13 protein-coding genes are annotated in these 15,581 nt (G+C 68.0%); 10 read left to right on the top strand and 3 right to left on the bottom strand.

Annotation, left to right across the window (positions count from 1 at the left end; all coding sequences use genetic code 11):
• Positions 1-8 precede the first annotated feature (8 nt).
• The 7 genes from NJF35_RS03980 (at position 9) to NJF35_RS04010 (ending at position 9,082) form a co-directional block, all read left to right on the top strand.
• Complete coding sequence (locus NJF35_RS03980) at positions 9-3,023, top strand: serine/threonine-protein kinase (RefSeq protein ID WP_253090690.1); 3,015 nt, start codon at positions 9-11, stop codon at positions 3,021-3,023.
• Positions 3,023-3,739, top strand: a complete 717-nt coding sequence (locus NJF35_RS03985) for an ABC transporter ATP-binding protein (protein WP_225786861.1) — start codon at positions 3,023-3,025, stop codon at positions 3,737-3,739. Before NJF35_RS03980 ends, NJF35_RS03985 begins: the two co-directional genes overlap by 1 nt.
• Entirely contained in the window at positions 3,739-4,941 is a 1,203-nt protein-coding gene (locus NJF35_RS03990) for an FtsX-like permease family protein (RefSeq protein WP_225786591.1), read from the top strand. Before NJF35_RS03985 ends, NJF35_RS03990 begins: the two co-directional genes overlap by 1 nt.
• Positions 4,934-6,724 carry a formylglycine-generating enzyme family protein gene (locus NJF35_RS03995; protein ID WP_253080266.1) on the top strand — a complete coding sequence of 597 codons (1,791 nt, stop codon included), beginning with the start codon at positions 4,934-4,936 and terminating at the stop codon, positions 6,722-6,724. Before NJF35_RS03990 ends, NJF35_RS03995 begins: the two co-directional genes overlap by 8 nt.
• A 75-nt stretch (positions 6,725-6,799) precedes the next feature.
• Complete coding sequence (gene tagQ / locus NJF35_RS04000) at positions 6,800-7,699, top strand: type VI secretion system-associated lipoprotein TagQ (RefSeq protein WP_225786589.1); 900 nt, start codon at positions 6,800-6,802, stop codon at positions 7,697-7,699.
• A 106-nt stretch (positions 7,700-7,805) separates the two neighbouring features.
• Positions 7,806-8,663: an NAD synthetase gene (locus NJF35_RS04005; protein ID WP_262923596.1), complete on the top strand. Its 858-nt coding sequence runs from the start codon at positions 7,806-7,808 to the stop codon at positions 8,661-8,663.
• Positions 8,663-9,082 carry a hypothetical protein gene (locus NJF35_RS04010; protein ID WP_253080265.1) on the top strand — a complete coding sequence of 140 codons (420 nt, stop codon included), beginning with the start codon at positions 8,663-8,665 and terminating at the stop codon, positions 9,080-9,082. Before NJF35_RS04005 ends, NJF35_RS04010 begins: the two co-directional genes overlap by 1 nt.
• A gap of 14 nt (positions 9,083-9,096) precedes the next feature.
• Here NJF35_RS04010 and NJF35_RS04015 read toward each other — a convergent pair whose 3' ends face one another.
• Entirely contained in the window at positions 9,097-9,315 is a 219-nt protein-coding gene (locus NJF35_RS04015) for a DUF3079 domain-containing protein (RefSeq protein WP_225786586.1), read from the bottom strand.
• Positions 9,316-9,487: 172 nt separating this feature from the next.
• On the opposite strand from NJF35_RS04015, the gene moaB reads away from it, so the two are divergent.
• Positions 9,488-10,042 (top strand): molybdenum cofactor biosynthesis protein B, encoded by a 555-nt coding sequence (gene moaB, locus NJF35_RS04020; RefSeq protein WP_253080264.1) that lies wholly within the window; start codon positions 9,488-9,490, stop codon positions 10,040-10,042.
• Positions 10,043-10,194: 152 nt separating this feature from the next.
• Here the strand turns inward: moaB and narL are convergent, their stop codons facing one another.
• Together narL and NJF35_RS04030 are read right to left on the bottom strand one after the other, a co-directional pair.
• Complete coding sequence (gene narL, locus NJF35_RS04025; RefSeq protein ID WP_253080263.1) at positions 10,195-10,833, bottom strand: two-component system response regulator NarL; 639 nt, start codon at positions 10,831-10,833, stop codon at positions 10,195-10,197.
• A complete protein-coding gene (locus tag NJF35_RS04030; protein WP_225786583.1) occupies positions 10,830-12,629 on the bottom strand; it encodes a HAMP domain-containing protein in 1,800 nt (599 codons plus the stop codon). The genes narL and NJF35_RS04030 overlap by 4 nt, the downstream gene beginning before the upstream one ends.
• A 231-nt stretch (positions 12,630-12,860) precedes the next feature.
• Between NJF35_RS04030 and NJF35_RS04035 the strand changes: the two genes are divergently transcribed.
• The gene (locus NJF35_RS04035; protein WP_225786582.1) at positions 12,861-14,105 is read left to right on the top strand and encodes an MFS transporter; all 1,245 of its coding nucleotides are present in this window, start codon (positions 12,861-12,863) and stop codon (positions 14,103-14,105) included.
• Positions 14,106-14,124: 19 nt separating this feature from the next.
• The gene (locus NJF35_RS04040) at positions 14,125-15,540 is read left to right on the top strand and encodes a NarK family nitrate/nitrite MFS transporter (RefSeq protein ID WP_225786581.1); all 1,416 of its coding nucleotides are present in this window, start codon (positions 14,125-14,127) and stop codon (positions 15,538-15,540) included.
• The last annotated feature ends 41 nt before the right edge of the window (positions 15,541-15,581 follow it).

Genomic DNA, 15,581 nt, shown 5'->3' on the forward strand with positions numbered 1-15,581 from the left:
ACCTCACCATGGACATGCAGATTCCCGGATTCGACATCGACAGCGAGATTGGCCAGGGCGCCATGGCCAGCGTGTACCTGGCCACCCAGCGCTCGCTGGAGCGCAAGGTGGCGCTCAAGATCATGGCGGCGAGCCTGGCCGCCGACCCGACCTTCTGCGAGCGCTTCCTGCGCGAAGGGCGGACCCTGGCACGGCTGTCGCACCCACACATCGCCACCATCCATGACATCGGCAATGTCGGCGAGCTGTACTACATGGCCATGGAGTACCTGCCCAATGGCACGCTCAAAGAGCGCATCGCCGCTGGGCTGGAGCCTCGCCAGGGGCTGCTGTACGTGCGCCAGATCGCCCAGGCGCTGGGCTATGCCCACGCCCAGGGGCTGGTGCACCGCGACGTCAAGCCCGCCAACATCCTGTTCCGCGCCGACGGTACCGCGGTGCTGTCGGACTTCGGCATCGCCAAGTCGCTGGACGACCGCACCCAGTTCACCCAGGCGGGCTTCGCCGTGGGTACGCCCAGCTACATGAGCCCGGAGCAGGCCCGTGGGCTGGAGATCGACGGCCGTGCCGACCTCTATGCCCTGGGCGTGGTGCTCTACGAGATCCTCGTCGGCAAGCTGCCGTACAGCGGCAACGATGCCCTGTCCACGGCCCTGGCCCACCTCACCGAGCCGTTGCCGGAGTTGCCCATCGAGCATGGCCGCTACCAGGACATCCTGCGCGGGCTGCTGGCCAAGGACCCCAACGAACGCTTCGCCGATGCCGCCGCGTTTCTCGCGGCCCTCGACCGCCTGCCGGCCGAGGACAGCGAAGCCACGCAGGTCCGGCCGCTGCCGGTGAGCACGCCGGTGGCCCCGACGCCATCGGACCTGGGCGGCCTGACGCCGGTTTCCATCGAGATCCCCCAGGTGCCACCGACCGCCGAACCGGCCAGGCGCCCGGCGGCCGAGGCACCGCCCGCGCCCGTACCTGCCAGGAAGAAGCCTGCCATGACGTTGCTGGCCGTGGCGGTCGCCGCCGCGCTCGGCCTTGCAGGCGTCGGCTACTGGTGGCTGGGCAGCGGCGATACGCCGGCACCCGACGCGCCGCTGGCACAGGCCACCACACCGCCCTTGCCGCAGGCGCCCGAGCAGGGTAGCGCCACGCCCGTCGCGGCTGTGGATGACCAGCGCCCGCTGCTGATGCCAGGCAAGAAGACGCTGTTCCAGCGGGTGCTGAGCCAGCCCGGCGCGCGCTTGGCCAGCGAGCCTGGGGCCGAGCCCGGCGACAGCCTGCCGGCGTTCAGCGTGCTCTACGTCTACCAGCGCAAGGACGTCGACGGCAAACCCTGGGTGCAGGTCGGCGCCTCCAGCGATGGCCAGCGCGACGGCTGGCTGCCCGCCGGGCAGACCAGCGACTGGAAGCAGAGCCTGGTGCTCAAGTTCACCGAACGCTCCGGCCGTTCGCCGGTGATGTTCCTGCGCCAGGCCGATGACGTGCAGCGCCTGCTCGACGATACCGGCATGGCCCGCGATACCCTGCTCAAGGCGCAGGGCCAGCCGGACCAGGTGCCCCAGGTGATGGCCCTGGAACCAACCGCCAGCGCGGTGCCCCAGGAGCAGTTCTACCTGATGCCGATCTTCGACTTCCGTGAAAGCTTCGATGCCGAAGGCCAGCCGGTGCAACTGCTCAACATCGCCTCCATCGACCCAGGAGCCAGTGCCCGCGACAGCGCGGCCACGGCCGCAGGCGTCGCGGCGGGCGACGACAAGGCGTTTCGCACGGCCATCGTCCTGGTGGTGGACACCTCGGTCTCCATGCAGCCCTACATCGACCGGGTCCGCCAGGTCGTCAGCGAACTGCAGCAGCAACTGGCGGCACGCGGCGAGCTGGACAACGTCAGCTTCGGCCTGGTGGGCTTTCGCAACAGCACCCAGCGCACGCCCGGCCTGGAGTACCTGAGCAAGACCCTGGTGAACCTCGACGAGGGCCGCGACCCGGCGCGCTTCCTGCGGGCGGCGTCGCAGGTCAAGGCCACCCAGGTTTCCAGCCATTCGTTCAACGAAGATGCCTTCGCCGGCATCCTGCAGGCGGTCGAGGGCCTGGACTGGTCCGGTTACGGCGGGCGCATCATCCTGCTGGTCAGCGACGCGGGCGCCTTGCGCAAGAACGACCCGTTCAGCAGCACCCAGATGAACGAGGCCGAGGTGCGCCAGGCCGCCCTGAGCAAGCAGATCAAGATCTACGCCCTGCACCTGCGCACCCCGGCCGGGCAAAAGAACCATGCCTCGGCCGAACAGCAGTACCGTGTGCTCAGCGCCGACAGCAACCCGCAGATCGGCGACCTCTACGTCTCGGTGCCGGGCGGCGAGGTGTCGGTGTTCGGCGAGCGGGTGCGGGAGATCGGCTCGACCTTCGCCGAGCTGGTCCACCAGGTGCGCAACAAGCAGCCACAACCGGTGCCGCTGCTGACCTCGGTGTCGAGCCTGGCGGCCAAGTCCCAGGCCATCGGCTACGCCATGCACATGGACTTCCTCGGCCGCCAGGGCGCCAGCCAGGCGCCGCGCCTGGTCAGCGCCTGGACCGCCGACCGCGACCTGACCAACCCGGCGCTGCCGACCCTGCAGGTGTGCGTGATGCTGACCAAGCTGCAGCTCAACGACCTGCAGCAGTCGCTCAAGCTGATCGTCGATGCCGCGCGCAAGACCCGCTCGTCCCCCGGCGACTTCTTCAACGAGATCGCCAGCGCCAGCGCCTACATGAGCCGCGACCCGGGCGAGCTGCGCAAGGGCGCCAACCTGGCCCAGAGCGGCGTGCTCGGCGAGTACCTGGAGGGCCTGCCGTACCGCAGCAAGTCGCTGAGCATGACCCAGGACCTGTGGTTGTCGCTCTCGGTGGCCGAGCAGGAGGACTTCATCGACGAGCTGGAGTCGAAGATCCGCCTGTACGAAACCTTCCACAACGACATGGCCAACTGGGTGCGCTTCGGCAATGCCGAGCCGGGTGATGCCTTGTACCGTGTCCCGCTGTCGACCCTGCCGTGATGATCCGCTTGCAGGGGGTGCGCAAGACGCGCGGGCAGGGTGCCCAGCGCTACAGCCTGGAGATCGACCGGCTGCGGCTGGCCGCGGGTGAGCGCGTGGCCCTGGTCGGCCCCAGCGGCTGCGGCAAGAGCACCTTGCTGGACCTGCTGGCATTGGTGCTGGCGCCCGATGCCGCCGAGGGCTTCAGCCTGGGGCTCGACGGCATCGAGCAGGACATCGCCGGGCTCTGGCGCCAGCGCCGGCTCGATCGCCTGGCCGCGCTGCGCAGCCGTCACCTGGGCTATGTGTTGCAGGCCGGTGGGCTGCTGGGCTTTCTCGACGTGCGCGGCAATATTCGCCTGCCGCGCCAGTTGCTCGGGTTGAGCGACGACGGCAGCGTCGAGCGCCTGGCCGAGGCGCTCGACGTGCACGACCAACTGGACAAGCGCCCGGCCGCGCTGTCCCTGGGCCAGCGCCAGCGGGTCAGTTGTGCCCGCGCCCTGGCGCACGGCCCGGCGCTGCTGTTGGCCGACGAGCCCACCGCGGCCCTCGACCCGGTCAATGCCGGGCGGGTCATGGACCTGCTGTTGCAGCAGGCCCAGGCACATCGGGTGACCTGCGTGGTCGCCACCCACGACGAGGCCCTGGCGCGCAGCGCGGGCCTGTCGGTGCTGCGCATGGCGTGCCGGCGCGATGCCGACGGCGGCGTCACCGCGACCCTGGAGAGGGCAGCCTGATGCGCCCGCTGCTGATCGCCGGCCTGGCCTGGCAGGACTACCGCAACGACGGGCGCTTGTCGGCCTGCAGCGTGCTGGCGCTGGTGGCGGTGATCGCGCCGTTGCTGGTGCTGTTCGGCCTCAAGTTCGGCCTGGTCGGCAGCCTCACCGAGCGCTTGCAGCGCGACCCGGGCGTGCGCGAAATCATCCCCCTGGGCGGCGGGCGCTTCGATGCCGCCTTCGTCGCTGCGCTGGGCGCCCGTCCGGACGTGGCCTTCGCTATCCCGCGTACCCGGCAGATCGCCGCCACCGCCGAGCTGCTGCTGCCGGCCAGTGGGCGCGGAGTGACGGTGGAGATGCTGCCCACCGCCGCTGGCGATCCGTTGCTGCACGGTGTGCCGCTGCCGGGCGACTTGCAGGAGGTGGTGCTCAGTTTCACCGCGGCGGAAAAGCTCGGCGCCAAGGCCGGCGATGAGCTGCAGGCCAGCATCGGCCGCCAGCAGGCTGGCCAGGTGCAATGGCGCCAGGCGCGCCTGCGGGTGCTCGCGGTGTTGCCGCTGGCGGCATTCGAGCGCGATGCCCTGTTCGCCCCCCTGGCGCTGCTGGAGGCCGCCGAAGACTATCGCGACGGGCGTGCCGTGCCGGCCCTCGGCTGGCCGGGCGAGGCCCAGGCCGACCCCACGCAGCGGGTCTACCCGGCGTTTCGCCTGTATGCCCGTGGGCTCGCCGACGTGGAGCCGCTGCGCCGTTATTTCGCCGAGCGCAAGGTGCTGGTCTCGACCCAGGCGGCTCGGATCGCCCAGGTGCAGTCGTTGAGCCGCAACCTCGACCTGGTGTTCTGGATCATCGCCGCCCTGGCCGTGAGCGGCGCGGCTGCCGCCATCGCCGCGGGCGCGGTGGCGGCGGTGGAGCGCAAGCAGCGCGAGCTGGCCGTGCTGCGCCTGCTGGGCTTGGGCACCGCCGCGTTGCTGTTGTTCGTGGTGCTCCAGGCACTCTACAGCGGCGTGCTGGCCGCGGCCCTGGCCGCCGTGCTGTACCTGTTGGCCGAACACGGCCTGAACCGGCTTTTCATGCAGGTGCCCGGCGAGTACGCCAGCCACCTGTTGCCCCTGCACTATCTCGTCGCGCTGCTCGCCGTCCTGCTGGCCAGTGCTGCCGCGGCCGCCCTGGGCGGCTGGCGGGTGGCGCGGATCGACACCTGCGAAGGAATCCGTGATGTCTGAACGTCGCCTGAAGGCCGCTGCCCTGGTCATCGCCGCCCTGAGCCTGGTCGCCTGCGTCCAGGCCGACGACGATGACAAGCCCAAGGCCCAACCTGGGAACGAGGCCCAGCCTGGAAACAAGGTCGAAGCCACTGCCAGCGCCAAGCTGGACAACCCCAAGCCGCTGGCCGATGACGTCAGCCTGCCCTTGCCCTGTGGCGGCGAGATGGTGTTCCGCCACGTCTATGTGCTGGCCCAGGGCAGCCTGGACGACCGTGAGGTGAGCCTCGGCTACCCCTTCAGCGAGGGCGAGGCGGGCTACAAGCAGTCGTTCATCTCCGGCTACCGCCGCGACTTCATCAACGGCCAGTTCAGCCTGCAGGACCTGGCGCCGCAGTGGCGCGAGCAGGTCGGCCCGAGCCTGCCCAAGGTCGAGGCCGGCAGCCCGCTCAAGCCCATGATGTACTTCATCGGCAAGTACGAAGTCACCGCCCGGCAGTATGCCCAGGTCATGTCCCAGGCCCAGTCCCTGGCCAGCGGCGAGGCGCCGCCGGCCTGCGAACCGGTCACCGAGGCGGCCGGGCGCTTGCCCAAGGTCAAGCTGTCGCGCTTCGAGGCCGAGCGCTTCGCGGCGGTGTACAGTGCCTGGCTGATGAAGCATCACCGCGACCTGCTGCCGATCAGCGGCCGTGGCAGCAAGCCCGAGGATGGCGGTATCGGCTTCGTGCGCCTGCCCACCGAAGTGGAGTGGGAGTTCGCCGCCCGTGGCGGTTCGGTGGTCAGCCGCCAGGCGCTGGAAGGTCGGCTGTTCCCGCGCAAGGTCGAGGGCAGCGACAGCGAAGGGCCGCTGGCCGACTGGGCGGTGTTCAACCAGGTGGCCGGTGGCACCGGCCAGGCTGCGCGGTTGATGCCGATCGGCACCCGGCAGCCGAACCCGCTGGGGCTGTTCGATGTGATCGGCAACGCCGCGGAGATGGTCCAGGAGTCGTTCCAGTTGGTGCATGCCGGCCGGCGCCAGGGGGCCTATGGCGGCTTCGTGGTCAAGGGCGGCAACTACCTGGAAGGCGAGGGCACGCTGTTCACCGGCATGCGCCGCGAATACCCGCTGTTCGGCGCCGACGGCACCGAGCAGCGTAACGAGACCACCGGTTTTCGGGTGGCCATCGGTGCCCTGTCGGCGCCGCGCTCACGCTACCAGGAGCTGTTCGAGCAATGGCAGAAGGAGGGCCGCCTGGCCAGCCTGACCGACGCCATCGACGATGCCCAGGACCCGACCAAGCGCCTGGACGGCATCATCGCCAGCACCGCCGACCCACGCCTGCAGGCCGAGCTTGGGCTGGTCAACGAGGAGCTCAAGCGCAACGTCTCGCTGATCGCCCAGCAACGCGAGGAAGCCGCCGGCAACCTGATCCAGTCCGCCGCCCTGGTGGCCGAGACCATCAACAACTACAACATCCGCCTGACCAACCTGCAGAACAGCCAGCGGCAGGCCGAGGCCTCGGGCGACCCGACCAGCGCCCGCATGTTCGCCGCCGCCATCGCCAATGGCCGCAACGCGCTGGACGGCGCCGTAGCGATCTACATCGACAACCTGGCCAGCGGCACGCGCTACACCGATGCGGTGATCCAGGCGCAGTTCCAGCGGGTCAAGGAAGAACTCAACCGCAAGCCGGTCCTGGGCAGGAGCCTGGTGACCCGTGCGACCCTGTTCGTCCGCCATGTCGGGGAGTACCGCCAGAACCGGCGGGCCGACCCGGCGACGATCCTCAAGGAGCTGCTCGCCTCGGCCACCCCGAGGCCCTGAACGACTCGACCGAGAAAGGAATCCCGGCCGGCATGACGCTGGTCGGCCCCGTACAACCCAAGAGAGAACCTGACCATGCTTTTCACACGCAAGCCCCTGATCAACGCTTCCCAGGCCCGTACCGCACTGCTGCTGGCGGCGGGTTTCAGCAGCGTACTGCTGACCGGTTGCGCCGGCTCGCCGGTGTCCAGGATCGGTGCGACCACCAAGGTCGAGTACTACCCCAACTGCTACGAGCCGGTGCAGCACCTGCGCTCCACCGACTCCGACATGACCCGTTCGGTGGCCACCGGTGCGCTGCTCGGCGCCGTGGGCGGTGCCCTGACCGGCGCTTTGGTGGACAACGACAACCGTGGCCGCAATGCTGCCATCGGCGCGGCCGGCGGTGCCCTGGTCGGCGGTGCGGCGGGCTACTACACCGAACGCCAGAAGCAGATCAGCGATGACAAGCAGCGCATCGCCTCCTATGCCACCGACATCGACAAGAGCGCGGCGGACATGGACCGCACCACCGCCTATGCCAAGGCTTCGCAGAGCTGCTACCAGCGCGAGTTCGCCAACCTGATGGACGGGCGCAAGGCCAAGCGCATCGACGACACCGAGGGCCGCAAGCGCCTGGCCGAGATCGTCTCTGGCCTGCAGGAGTCGAACAACCTGATCACGGCGGTCAGCGGCCGTCTCGGCGAGAACCTGGACAACTACACCCAGGCCTACGAGCAAGACCTCAAGCAGGTCGGCGTGCAGCGTTCGGACGTCACCGTGGTGGCCCAGGCCGAGACCGCGAAGAAGACCACGCCCAAGAAGCTGCCGGCGGTGCCGAAGGAGGCCGTGGCCACCGAGAAGACCTTGCAGAACGCCACCAGCAAGAAGACCGAGGCCCAGCAGGTGGCCAAGGCCGGCCAGGACCAGGTCAACCGTATGTGCAACAGCCCGGACATGGGCGACTGGGCACCGGTGCCTTGCCCGAACGTGTGAGCCTGAAACCAGGGGCGCGCTGCGCCCCTATCGCGGCACCGAGAGTTGAGGGAATCGACCTGTGACAGATCTTCTGGTCAACCAATTGGGCAACACCTCGCAGTTCATGGCGCGCCAGCGCATCCAGAGCCGCATCAACCTGCCGCAGATGTTCGCCGCCATCGATGCCGACCCGCGCATCGTTGGCGCCGGGGTGGTGTACATCGACGCCAACTACAACGTCATCACCCTGCGCGAATTCCAGCCGATCTGCAGCATCAAGCCCAAGCGCGTGATCCTGCGCGAGATCAACAAGTACCAGACACCGGCCCAGTACACCGAGCAGTTGCAGAACAACCCCCGCGAATCGCGGGTGATCAAGGAGGCGGTCAATACCACCTTGTCCTGCGCTGGTGCGGTGCTGGGGTGGTTCGTGGTGTTCAGCGGCACCATCGCCGCGCCGTTTTCCGGCGGTACCAGCCTGGTACTGACCTACATCGGCGGGGCTGCAGCCACCGCCAGCAGTATCCAGTGCGGCATCGGCGTGATGCGCACGGTGCGTGAAACCACCAATCCGGCGGCCAACGACGCCCTGGACGAGAACGAGTGGTACCAGGCCGCGTCCAGGGTGCTCGACGGTGTCTCGCTGCTGGGCGTTGGCGCCTCGGGCCTGACCACGCTCAAGTACCTGCAGGTGCACAAGGCCGCCACCGGGCGCAGTTGGCTGGAGCTGAGCAAGACCCTTTCCCGCCAGCAGCGCAAGGCACTGACCACCGAGCTCTTGTCGATCAAGCACCCGGCGTTGACCGCCAAGCAGCTCAAGCTCGAGCAGGCGGCCGGGACCCTGGCCAAGCGCTACACGCCGACCCAGATCAGCCATGCCACCCAGACGTTGCTGCGCGACTCCCTGGGCGCCACCTTTGGCCTGGCGGGCAGTGCCACGGTGCAGAGCATTGCCGTTGGGCTTTATGAGGAAATCGAGTGATGGCCGCTGGCAGTGATTTCGGTGCCTTCATGGCGCGCTACTTCCCCACGTTCCTGCTGGGGTTCTTCGCATCGCTGCTGTCGGTGGCGTTGGCGGTGACCTTGTGGGTGGACAGCCACTGGCGCGACCATCCGGACAATGCGTCGTACAGCGTATTGCTCAGCGGTGGCCTGGTGCTGGTGCTGTGCCTGGGGCACTTTCTGATGATCCGTGGGCAGGGTTGGGCGGTCAGGGTCGTGGTCGGCGTGCTGGTCATCAGCCTGCTGATGGCCCTGAGCCTGTTCGGCGGCGCGGTGCCCGCCTTGTTGCTGGCGATCAGTGCCGCGTTGCCGCTGCTGGCCTTGCTGGTGCTCAACGGCAAGCGGCATCGGGAGATGCGCGCGAAGCTGGTGGCGCTGCGCCAGGAGCGCCGACGCTGAGGCGGCTGGCTCGTCTATGGCGCCTGTGTGCCCCTTGTGTCGGGCACCGTCTCTTCGCTGGCCTGCTCGGCCCATTGCTCCTGCTGGTACCAGTCCTCGCCGAACAACTCCGCCGGATGCATGGTCCGGTCCGCGCCGTTGCCGCAGGCCAATGCCTTCGCCGGGCAGTACAGGTCGCAACCCCAGCAGATGCGCTCGGGATGGCTGGGGTTGTGGGGAAATTTCTTGGCCATGGTTTCCCTCCGACAGCGGTCGTCTGCCTCCAGACTATGCCTGGTACACCCGCCAGCGTTGATCGACATCAAGGTTTTTAGTCGCATACCCCGGTGGTACCTCCTTCGAGGGATGGGCGCAGGCTTCGGCCTGGCCCAGGCTGCGGGCTGTCATCCAGAGGAGGGCGCCAGCATGGCTCACCTTGCATCCCGCGAATTCCAGGCACTGCGCATCGCCGTGCTGACCATCAGCGACACCCGTACCCTGGCCAACGACGGCTCGGGCCAGGCACTGGTCGATGGCCTTGAGGAGGCCGGGCACATCCTTCACGAGCGGGCGTTGGTGCCCGACGATACCTGGCAGATCCGCGCCCGCCTGTGCGCCTGGATCGCCGACCCGCAGGTGCAGGTGGTGCTGCTCACCGGTGGCACGGGCTTCACGGCCCGCGACAACACGCCCCAGGCTGTCGAGCCCTTGCTGGAGAAGGTCGTGGAAGGTTTCGGCGAGTTGTTCCGGCAGGTCTCGCTGGAAGAGATCGGCACCTCGACGATCCAGTCGCGTGCCCTGGCGGGCCTGAGCAACGGCACCTTGGTGTGTTGCCTGCCGGGTTCTCCGGGCGCTTGCCGCACCGGTTGGGACGCGATCTTGCGCAAGCAGCTGGACTGGCGCACCGGACCATGCAATTTCGTCCCGCACCTTAAGTGCCTGCCCGAGCAGGCCGTGGAGGTGTGCGGGGGCCGTGGGTGAGCGGGGTACTGGGGCTGCTTTGCAGCCCATCGCCCGCCGGCAAGCCGGCTCCCACATTGTCCGTGCAAACCGCATCATATGTGGTCGCCGCGGTCCCTGTGGGAGCCGGCTTGCCGGCGATGGGGCGCGAAGCGGCCCCGGGAATGCAGGCCCTAGCGCAGGTTCTCCAGCGCCCAGACCGCCGCCTCCACCCGCGAGCGCAGCCCCAGCTTGTGCAGCAGGTTCTTCACATGCACCTTCACCGTCCCTTCGGTGATCCCCAGCTTGTTGCCGATCATCTTGTTGCTCAACCCGCCGGCGATCATCTTCAACACCTGCCGCTCCCGGTCCGTCAGGTCCTGCGAGCTGGCGCCGTGGGATGCCCGCAGCGCCTGGGCCAGCACCGTGGTCAGCGATGGGCTGACCACCAGGCCCCCCGCCAGCACCTCGTGCAACCTGTCGATCAGCAGCTCCGGCTCCATGTCCTTGAGCAGGTAGCCATTGGCACCGAAGCGCATGGCATCGCTCACATCCTGTTCGGCATCGGACACCGTGAACAGCAGGATCCGCCCCGCATAGCCCTGCTCGCGCAGGCGCTTGAGCGCTTCGACGCCGTTGAGCTCAGGCATGTTGTGGTCGAGCACCACCAGGTCCGGCTGCAGCCGCTCCACCAGGGCGCAGGCTTCCAGGCCGTTGTTGGCCTCGCCGACCACCACCAGGTCGTGCTCCAGCTCGATCAACTGGCGCAGCGCGCGGCGCATCATCGGGTGGTCGTCGGCCAGCAGCAGGGTGTGAGGGGCGGTAGCGTTCATGCGAGTACCTCGGGTTGACGCAAAAAGCTCGGCGCGAAACGTAGTCGCACCTGGGTGCCATGGGGTTCACGGGGGGCCAGGCTGAGCTGGCCGCCCAGGCTGCGGGCGCGCTCTTGCATGATGTTCAGGCCATGGTGCAGGCGGCCGTCGTAGCCGGGCTGGATGCCGATGCCATCGTCCTCCACCAGCAACTCGACCTCGCCGCCCAGCTGGCGCACGTGCACCCAGGTCTCGCTGGCCTGCGCGTGGCGGGCGCAGTTGGACAGCGCTTCGCGGGCGATCTGCAGCACGTGGATCTGTTCGTTGGCGCCGAGGCTGAAGGCCAGCGGCTGCTGTTGCAGGTGTACGCGCATCGCGCCCCGTTCGGCGAACTCGCGGGCGGTGTCCTCCAGCGCCTGCTCCAGGCCACCGTCCTGGATCTGCAGGCGGAAGGTGGTCAGCAGCTCGCGCAACTGGCGATAGCCATTGTTCAGCCCTTCGCGCAGTTCATCGCTCACCACCAGCAGGTGCTCGGCGTTCTCGCCACGGCGGATCAGGGTTTGCAGGCGGCTGACCTGCAGCTTCATGTACGACAGGGCCTGGGCCAGGGAGTCATGCAGCTCGCGGGCGATGGTGGTGCGCTCGTCGAGCAGCAGCAAGCGGTTGTCCTTCTCGCGCTGGCCTTCCAGCGACAGGCTGGTGCCGATCAGGTCGGCCAGGGCCTGGATCAGTTCGCGCTCCCATGGGTGGGCGGCATGGCCGTCGATGAAGTGGGCACGCAGGTCGCCGAGCACGGTGCCCTGGGAGCTGACCTGCAGGCTGAAGCGGTTGGCCAGGCGCTGGCGTTCGCAACCGGCGCAGTCCTGGGGGGCGCACACTTCACGGGTGTCGTTGTCGCCATGCAGGGCGATCAGTTGCCCCTGGCCGGCCTCGGCTCCGCCGCGCAGGCACAGCGACAGGCGCAGGCCGGGCAGGCGCTGCTGGAAGCTGACGATCAGTGCGTCCAGGTGCTCGGCGCTGATCGGCTGGGTGGCGATGCTGCGGCTGGCATGGCAGAGCAGGTCTAGGGCGGCGTTGCTCTGGGCCAGTTCCTGGGTTTTCTCCGCGACCCGCGAAGCCAGCGTGCGGTGGGACTGTTCGATGGCCTCGGCCATGGCGTTGAAGCTATCGGCCATCTGCCCCAGTTCGTCGCGCGAGCGATAGCGGATGCGCGCATCGAGCTTGCCGGCGCGAAAGCGCTCGGTGGCGCGGACCAGCTCCTGCAGCGGTGCGATCACACCGCTGTGCAGCTCGAACAGGCCGACCAGCAGGATGACCACGGTGATCAGCAGCGCCGCGCCCTGGATGTTCTGTTGCCAGCCCTGGCGCCGCTCGCTCTGTTTCTGCAGTTGCAGGACGAAGTCTTCGAGATGGTCGACGAACACCTGTGCCTCGCGCTGGAACAATTGCCGGTCATTGGCCTCCAGCGCCGGCAGCAAGTGACCTTGCCATTGTCCGAGGACCTTCGAGAAGGCCTTGCCGACCGGGCTGTCGTCGCCGTCTTGCAGCGTGTGCGCCAACGTTGGGCTCGCCAGGCGCTGCTGCATGTCCTGGCGCAGTTGCTCGAGGGGGGCGGCCGAGGCATCGGACGCCAGTTGCCAATTGAGGCGGAAGGTGGCCATGCGCAGGGAGCCGGCGGTGTTCATGGCCGCGGCGTCGTTCTCGCTGACCCGGGCGATCAGCACGGCACTGAAGGTGCTGGCCAGGCTGAGGGTGGCCAGCAGGACCACGGCCAGCCCTGCCCGCGCGGGCAGCGAGCTCTTCAGCCAGTTCAGCATCGCGCTACCTCCAAAGAATCCCAGGCCGTCCAGTGGCGTCGCGAAGCGTCCTGCAATATTGACTAACTTTTTGATTTAAAAGGATTAAACCGCCAAGTAAGGCTCTACCACTTTGGTGGTAGATGCCGCCATGGTAAGCCCGACCCGGCCCCTGCCGCCTTGATGCAGGTCAATCGTGGCCTGCCGGCATGCTCCTAGCCTGCGCTGGACAAGTCGCCCTGGAGAGCGTTCATGCAACGCAAGGTACAACAGGGGCTGGTGCTCGGGATGAGCACGACCGCGTTCACCGTCTGTTTCATGGTGTGGATGATGTTCGCGGTGCTGGGGGTGCCTATCAAGGATCTGCTCGACCTCAACGAAACCCAATTCGGCCTGCTGGCCGCCACGCCGGTGCTCAGTGGCTCGCTGGTGCGCCTGCCGCTGGGCATGCTGGGCGACCGCTTCGGCGGGCGCATCGTGTTCTTCGTGCTGATGCTGGCCTGCGTGTTGCCGATCTACCTGATCGGCCATGCGACCGCGTACTGGCAGTTCCTCGTCCTGGGCCTGTTCGTCGGCCTTGCCGGTGGTTCGTTCTCGGTAGGCATCGCCTACGTCGCCAAGTGGTTCGACGCGTCCAGGCAGGGGCTGGCCATGGGCATCTTCGGCGCCGGCAACGCCGGCTCGGCGCTGACCAAGTTCCTCGCCCCGGCGATCATCGTCGCTGCCGGCTGGCAGATGGTGCCGAAGGCATTCGCGGCGATCCTGCTGGTCACTGCGCTGCTGTTCTGGTGCTTCACCTTCGACGACAAGTCGCACCGGGTGGCGGCCAGCGTGTCCCTGCGCGAGCAACTCGCCACCCTCAAGGACCCCCGCGTCTGGCGTTACTGCCAGTACTACTCGATCGTCTTCGGCGGCTACGTTGCCCTGGCCCTGTGGATGACCCAGTACTACGTCGCCGAATACGGCTTCAGCCTGCAGGGCGCCGCGCTGCTGGCCGCCTGTTTCTCGCTGCCGGGCGGCGTGCTGCGTGCGCTGGGCGGCTGGATGTCGGACCGCTGGGGCGCGCACAGCGTGACCTGGTGGGTGCTGTGGGTGAGCTGGGTGTGCCTGTTCTTGCTGTCGTACCCGCAGACCGACCTCACCCTGCACACCGTCGACGGCCCGCGCACCTTCCACATCGGCCTCAACGCCTGGGTGTTCACCCTGTTGATGTTCGTCGTCGGTGTCGCCTGGGCCTTCGGCAAGGCCTCGGTGTTCAAGTACATCGCCGACGAGTTCCCGGAGCGCATGGGTGCGGTGTCCGGCATCGTCGGCCTGGCCGGCGGCCTGGGCGGCTTCGTCCTGCCGATCCTGTTCGGTGCGCTGGTCGACCTGACCGGCGTGCGCAGCTCCAACTTCATGCTGCTGTACGGCGTGGTCTGGGTCTCGCTGATCTGGATGTACCTCAGCGAAGTCCGTCGGACACCCGTCCTCGGCACCCCCCGTTCCGATTCCTGAAACCTCGAGGAGACTGATCATGTCGGCATCCAACAACCCCGCTGTGGGCGGTGCGCTCCAGCCGGGGCCAGTGATCGAAGACTGGCGTCCGGAAGACCCGCAGTTCTGGGGCGCCACCGGCAAGGCCATCGCCAGCCGCAACCTGTGGATCTCCATCGCCGCGCTGTTCCTGGCCTTCGCCATGTGGATGGTATGGAGCACGGTGATCGTGCGCATGAACGCCGCAGGCTTTGCCTTCACCACCGACCAGCTGTTCTGGCTGGCGGCGCTGCCGGGCCTGTCCGGTGCGGCCTTGCGGGTGTTCTATGCGTTCATCGTGCCGGTGTTCGGCGGCCGCCGCTGGACCGCGCTGAGCACCGCTTCGCTGCTGCTGCCGGCCGTGTGGATGGGCGTGGCGCTGCAGGACACCGCCACGCCCTACAGCGTGTTCGTGATCATCGCGCTGCTGTGCGGCTTCGGCGGCGGCAACTTCGCCTCGTCGATGTCCAACATCAGCTTCTTCTTCCCCAAGGCGCAGCAGGGTACGGCCCTGGGCCTGAATGCCGGGTTGGGCAATTTGGGGGTGTCCGGGATGCAGTTCCTGGTGCCGCTGGTCATCGGCGTGGGCCTGTTCGGCGCCGCCGGTGGCGAGCCGAGCGAACTGGCCGATGGCGGGGCGATGTGGCTGCAGAACGCCGGCCTGGTCTGGGTGCCGTTGATCATCCTGGTGACCCTCGCCGCCTGGTTCGGCATGAATGACCTCAAATGCGCCAGCGCCTCGTTCTCCGAGCAGGCGGTGATCTTCAAGCGCAAGCACAATTGGCTGATGTGCTGGCTGTACCTGGCCACCTTCGGCTCGTTCATCGGTTTTGCCGCCGCCTTCCCGCTGCTGATCAAGACTGCCTTCCCTGAGGTCAATGCGCTTCAGTTCGCTTTCCTCGGCCCCTTGGTCGGGGCCCTGGCGCGGCCACTGGGTGGCTGGATCTCGGACAAGCTTGGCGGGGCGCGGGTGACCCTGTGGAACTTCGTGCTGATGATCGCCGCCGTGCTTGGGGTCATCGCCTTCCTGCCCGGCGAAGGTGAGGCGGGGCACTTCTTCGGCTTTCTCAGCATGTTCATGGTGCTGTTCGTCACCACCGGCATCGGCAACGGCTCCACCTTCCGCATGATCCCGGTGATCTTCCGCACCCTGCACGAACGCGCCAGCGCCAAGGCCCAGCCGGCCGAACGCGAGCGGGCCCTGCGCGAGGCGGGCAAGGAGTCGGCCGCGGTGCTGGGCTTTAGCTCCGCCGTCGGCGCCTTCGGCGGCTTCTTCATCCCCAAGAGCTTCGGCAGCTCCCTGGCCCTGACCGGGGGGCCGGAAGCGGCCCTGTACGCGTTCATCGCCTACTACGTCAGCTGCATCCTGGTGACCTGGTGGTGGTACTCGCGCAAAGGCGCCGAGACCCCTTGCTGACCGAGCCCGACGACTTGACCACGAGCGCGGGCCACCGCGCT

Source organism: Pseudomonas guariconensis (genome assembly GCF_024127895.1).
GTDB lineage: Bacteria > Pseudomonadota > Gammaproteobacteria > Pseudomonadales > Pseudomonadaceae > Aquipseudomonas > Aquipseudomonas guariconensis_B.

Bases quoted from the DNA above. Each gene is read 5' to 3' on its own strand.
- NJF35_RS03980 (WP_253090690.1), top strand. From the start codon at position 9: ATGGACATGCAGATTCCCGGATTCGACATCGACAGCGAGATTGGCCAG.
- NJF35_RS03985 (WP_225786861.1), top strand. From the start codon at position 3,023: ATGATCCGCTTGCAGGGGGTGCGCAAGACGCGCGGGCAGGGTGCCCAG.
- NJF35_RS03990 (WP_225786591.1), top strand. From the start codon at position 3,739: ATGCGCCCGCTGCTGATCGCCGGCCTGGCCTGGCAGGACTACCGCAAC.
- NJF35_RS03995 (WP_253080266.1), top strand. From the start codon at position 4,934: ATGTCTGAACGTCGCCTGAAGGCCGCTGCCCTGGTCATCGCCGCCCTG.
- tagQ (WP_225786589.1), top strand. From the start codon at position 6,800: ATGCTTTTCACACGCAAGCCCCTGATCAACGCTTCCCAGGCCCGTACC.
- NJF35_RS04005 (WP_262923596.1), top strand. From the start codon at position 7,806: ATGGCGCGCCAGCGCATCCAGAGCCGCATCAACCTGCCGCAGATGTTC.
- NJF35_RS04010 (WP_253080265.1), top strand. From the start codon at position 8,663: ATGGCCGCTGGCAGTGATTTCGGTGCCTTCATGGCGCGCTACTTCCCC.
- NJF35_RS04015 (WP_225786586.1), bottom strand. From the start codon at position 9,315: ATGGCCAAGAAATTTCCCCACAACCCCAGCCATCCCGAGCGCATCTGC.
- moaB (WP_253080264.1), top strand. From the start codon at position 9,488: ATGGCTCACCTTGCATCCCGCGAATTCCAGGCACTGCGCATCGCCGTG.
- narL (WP_253080263.1), bottom strand. From the start codon at position 10,833: ATGAACGCTACCGCCCCTCACACCCTGCTGCTGGCCGACGACCACCCG.
- NJF35_RS04030 (WP_225786583.1), bottom strand. From the start codon at position 12,629: ATGCTGAACTGGCTGAAGAGCTCGCTGCCCGCGCGGGCAGGGCTGGCC.
- NJF35_RS04035 (WP_225786582.1), top strand. From the start codon at position 12,861: ATGCAACGCAAGGTACAACAGGGGCTGGTGCTCGGGATGAGCACGACC.
- NJF35_RS04040 (WP_225786581.1), top strand. From the start codon at position 14,125: ATGTCGGCATCCAACAACCCCGCTGTGGGCGGTGCGCTCCAGCCGGGG.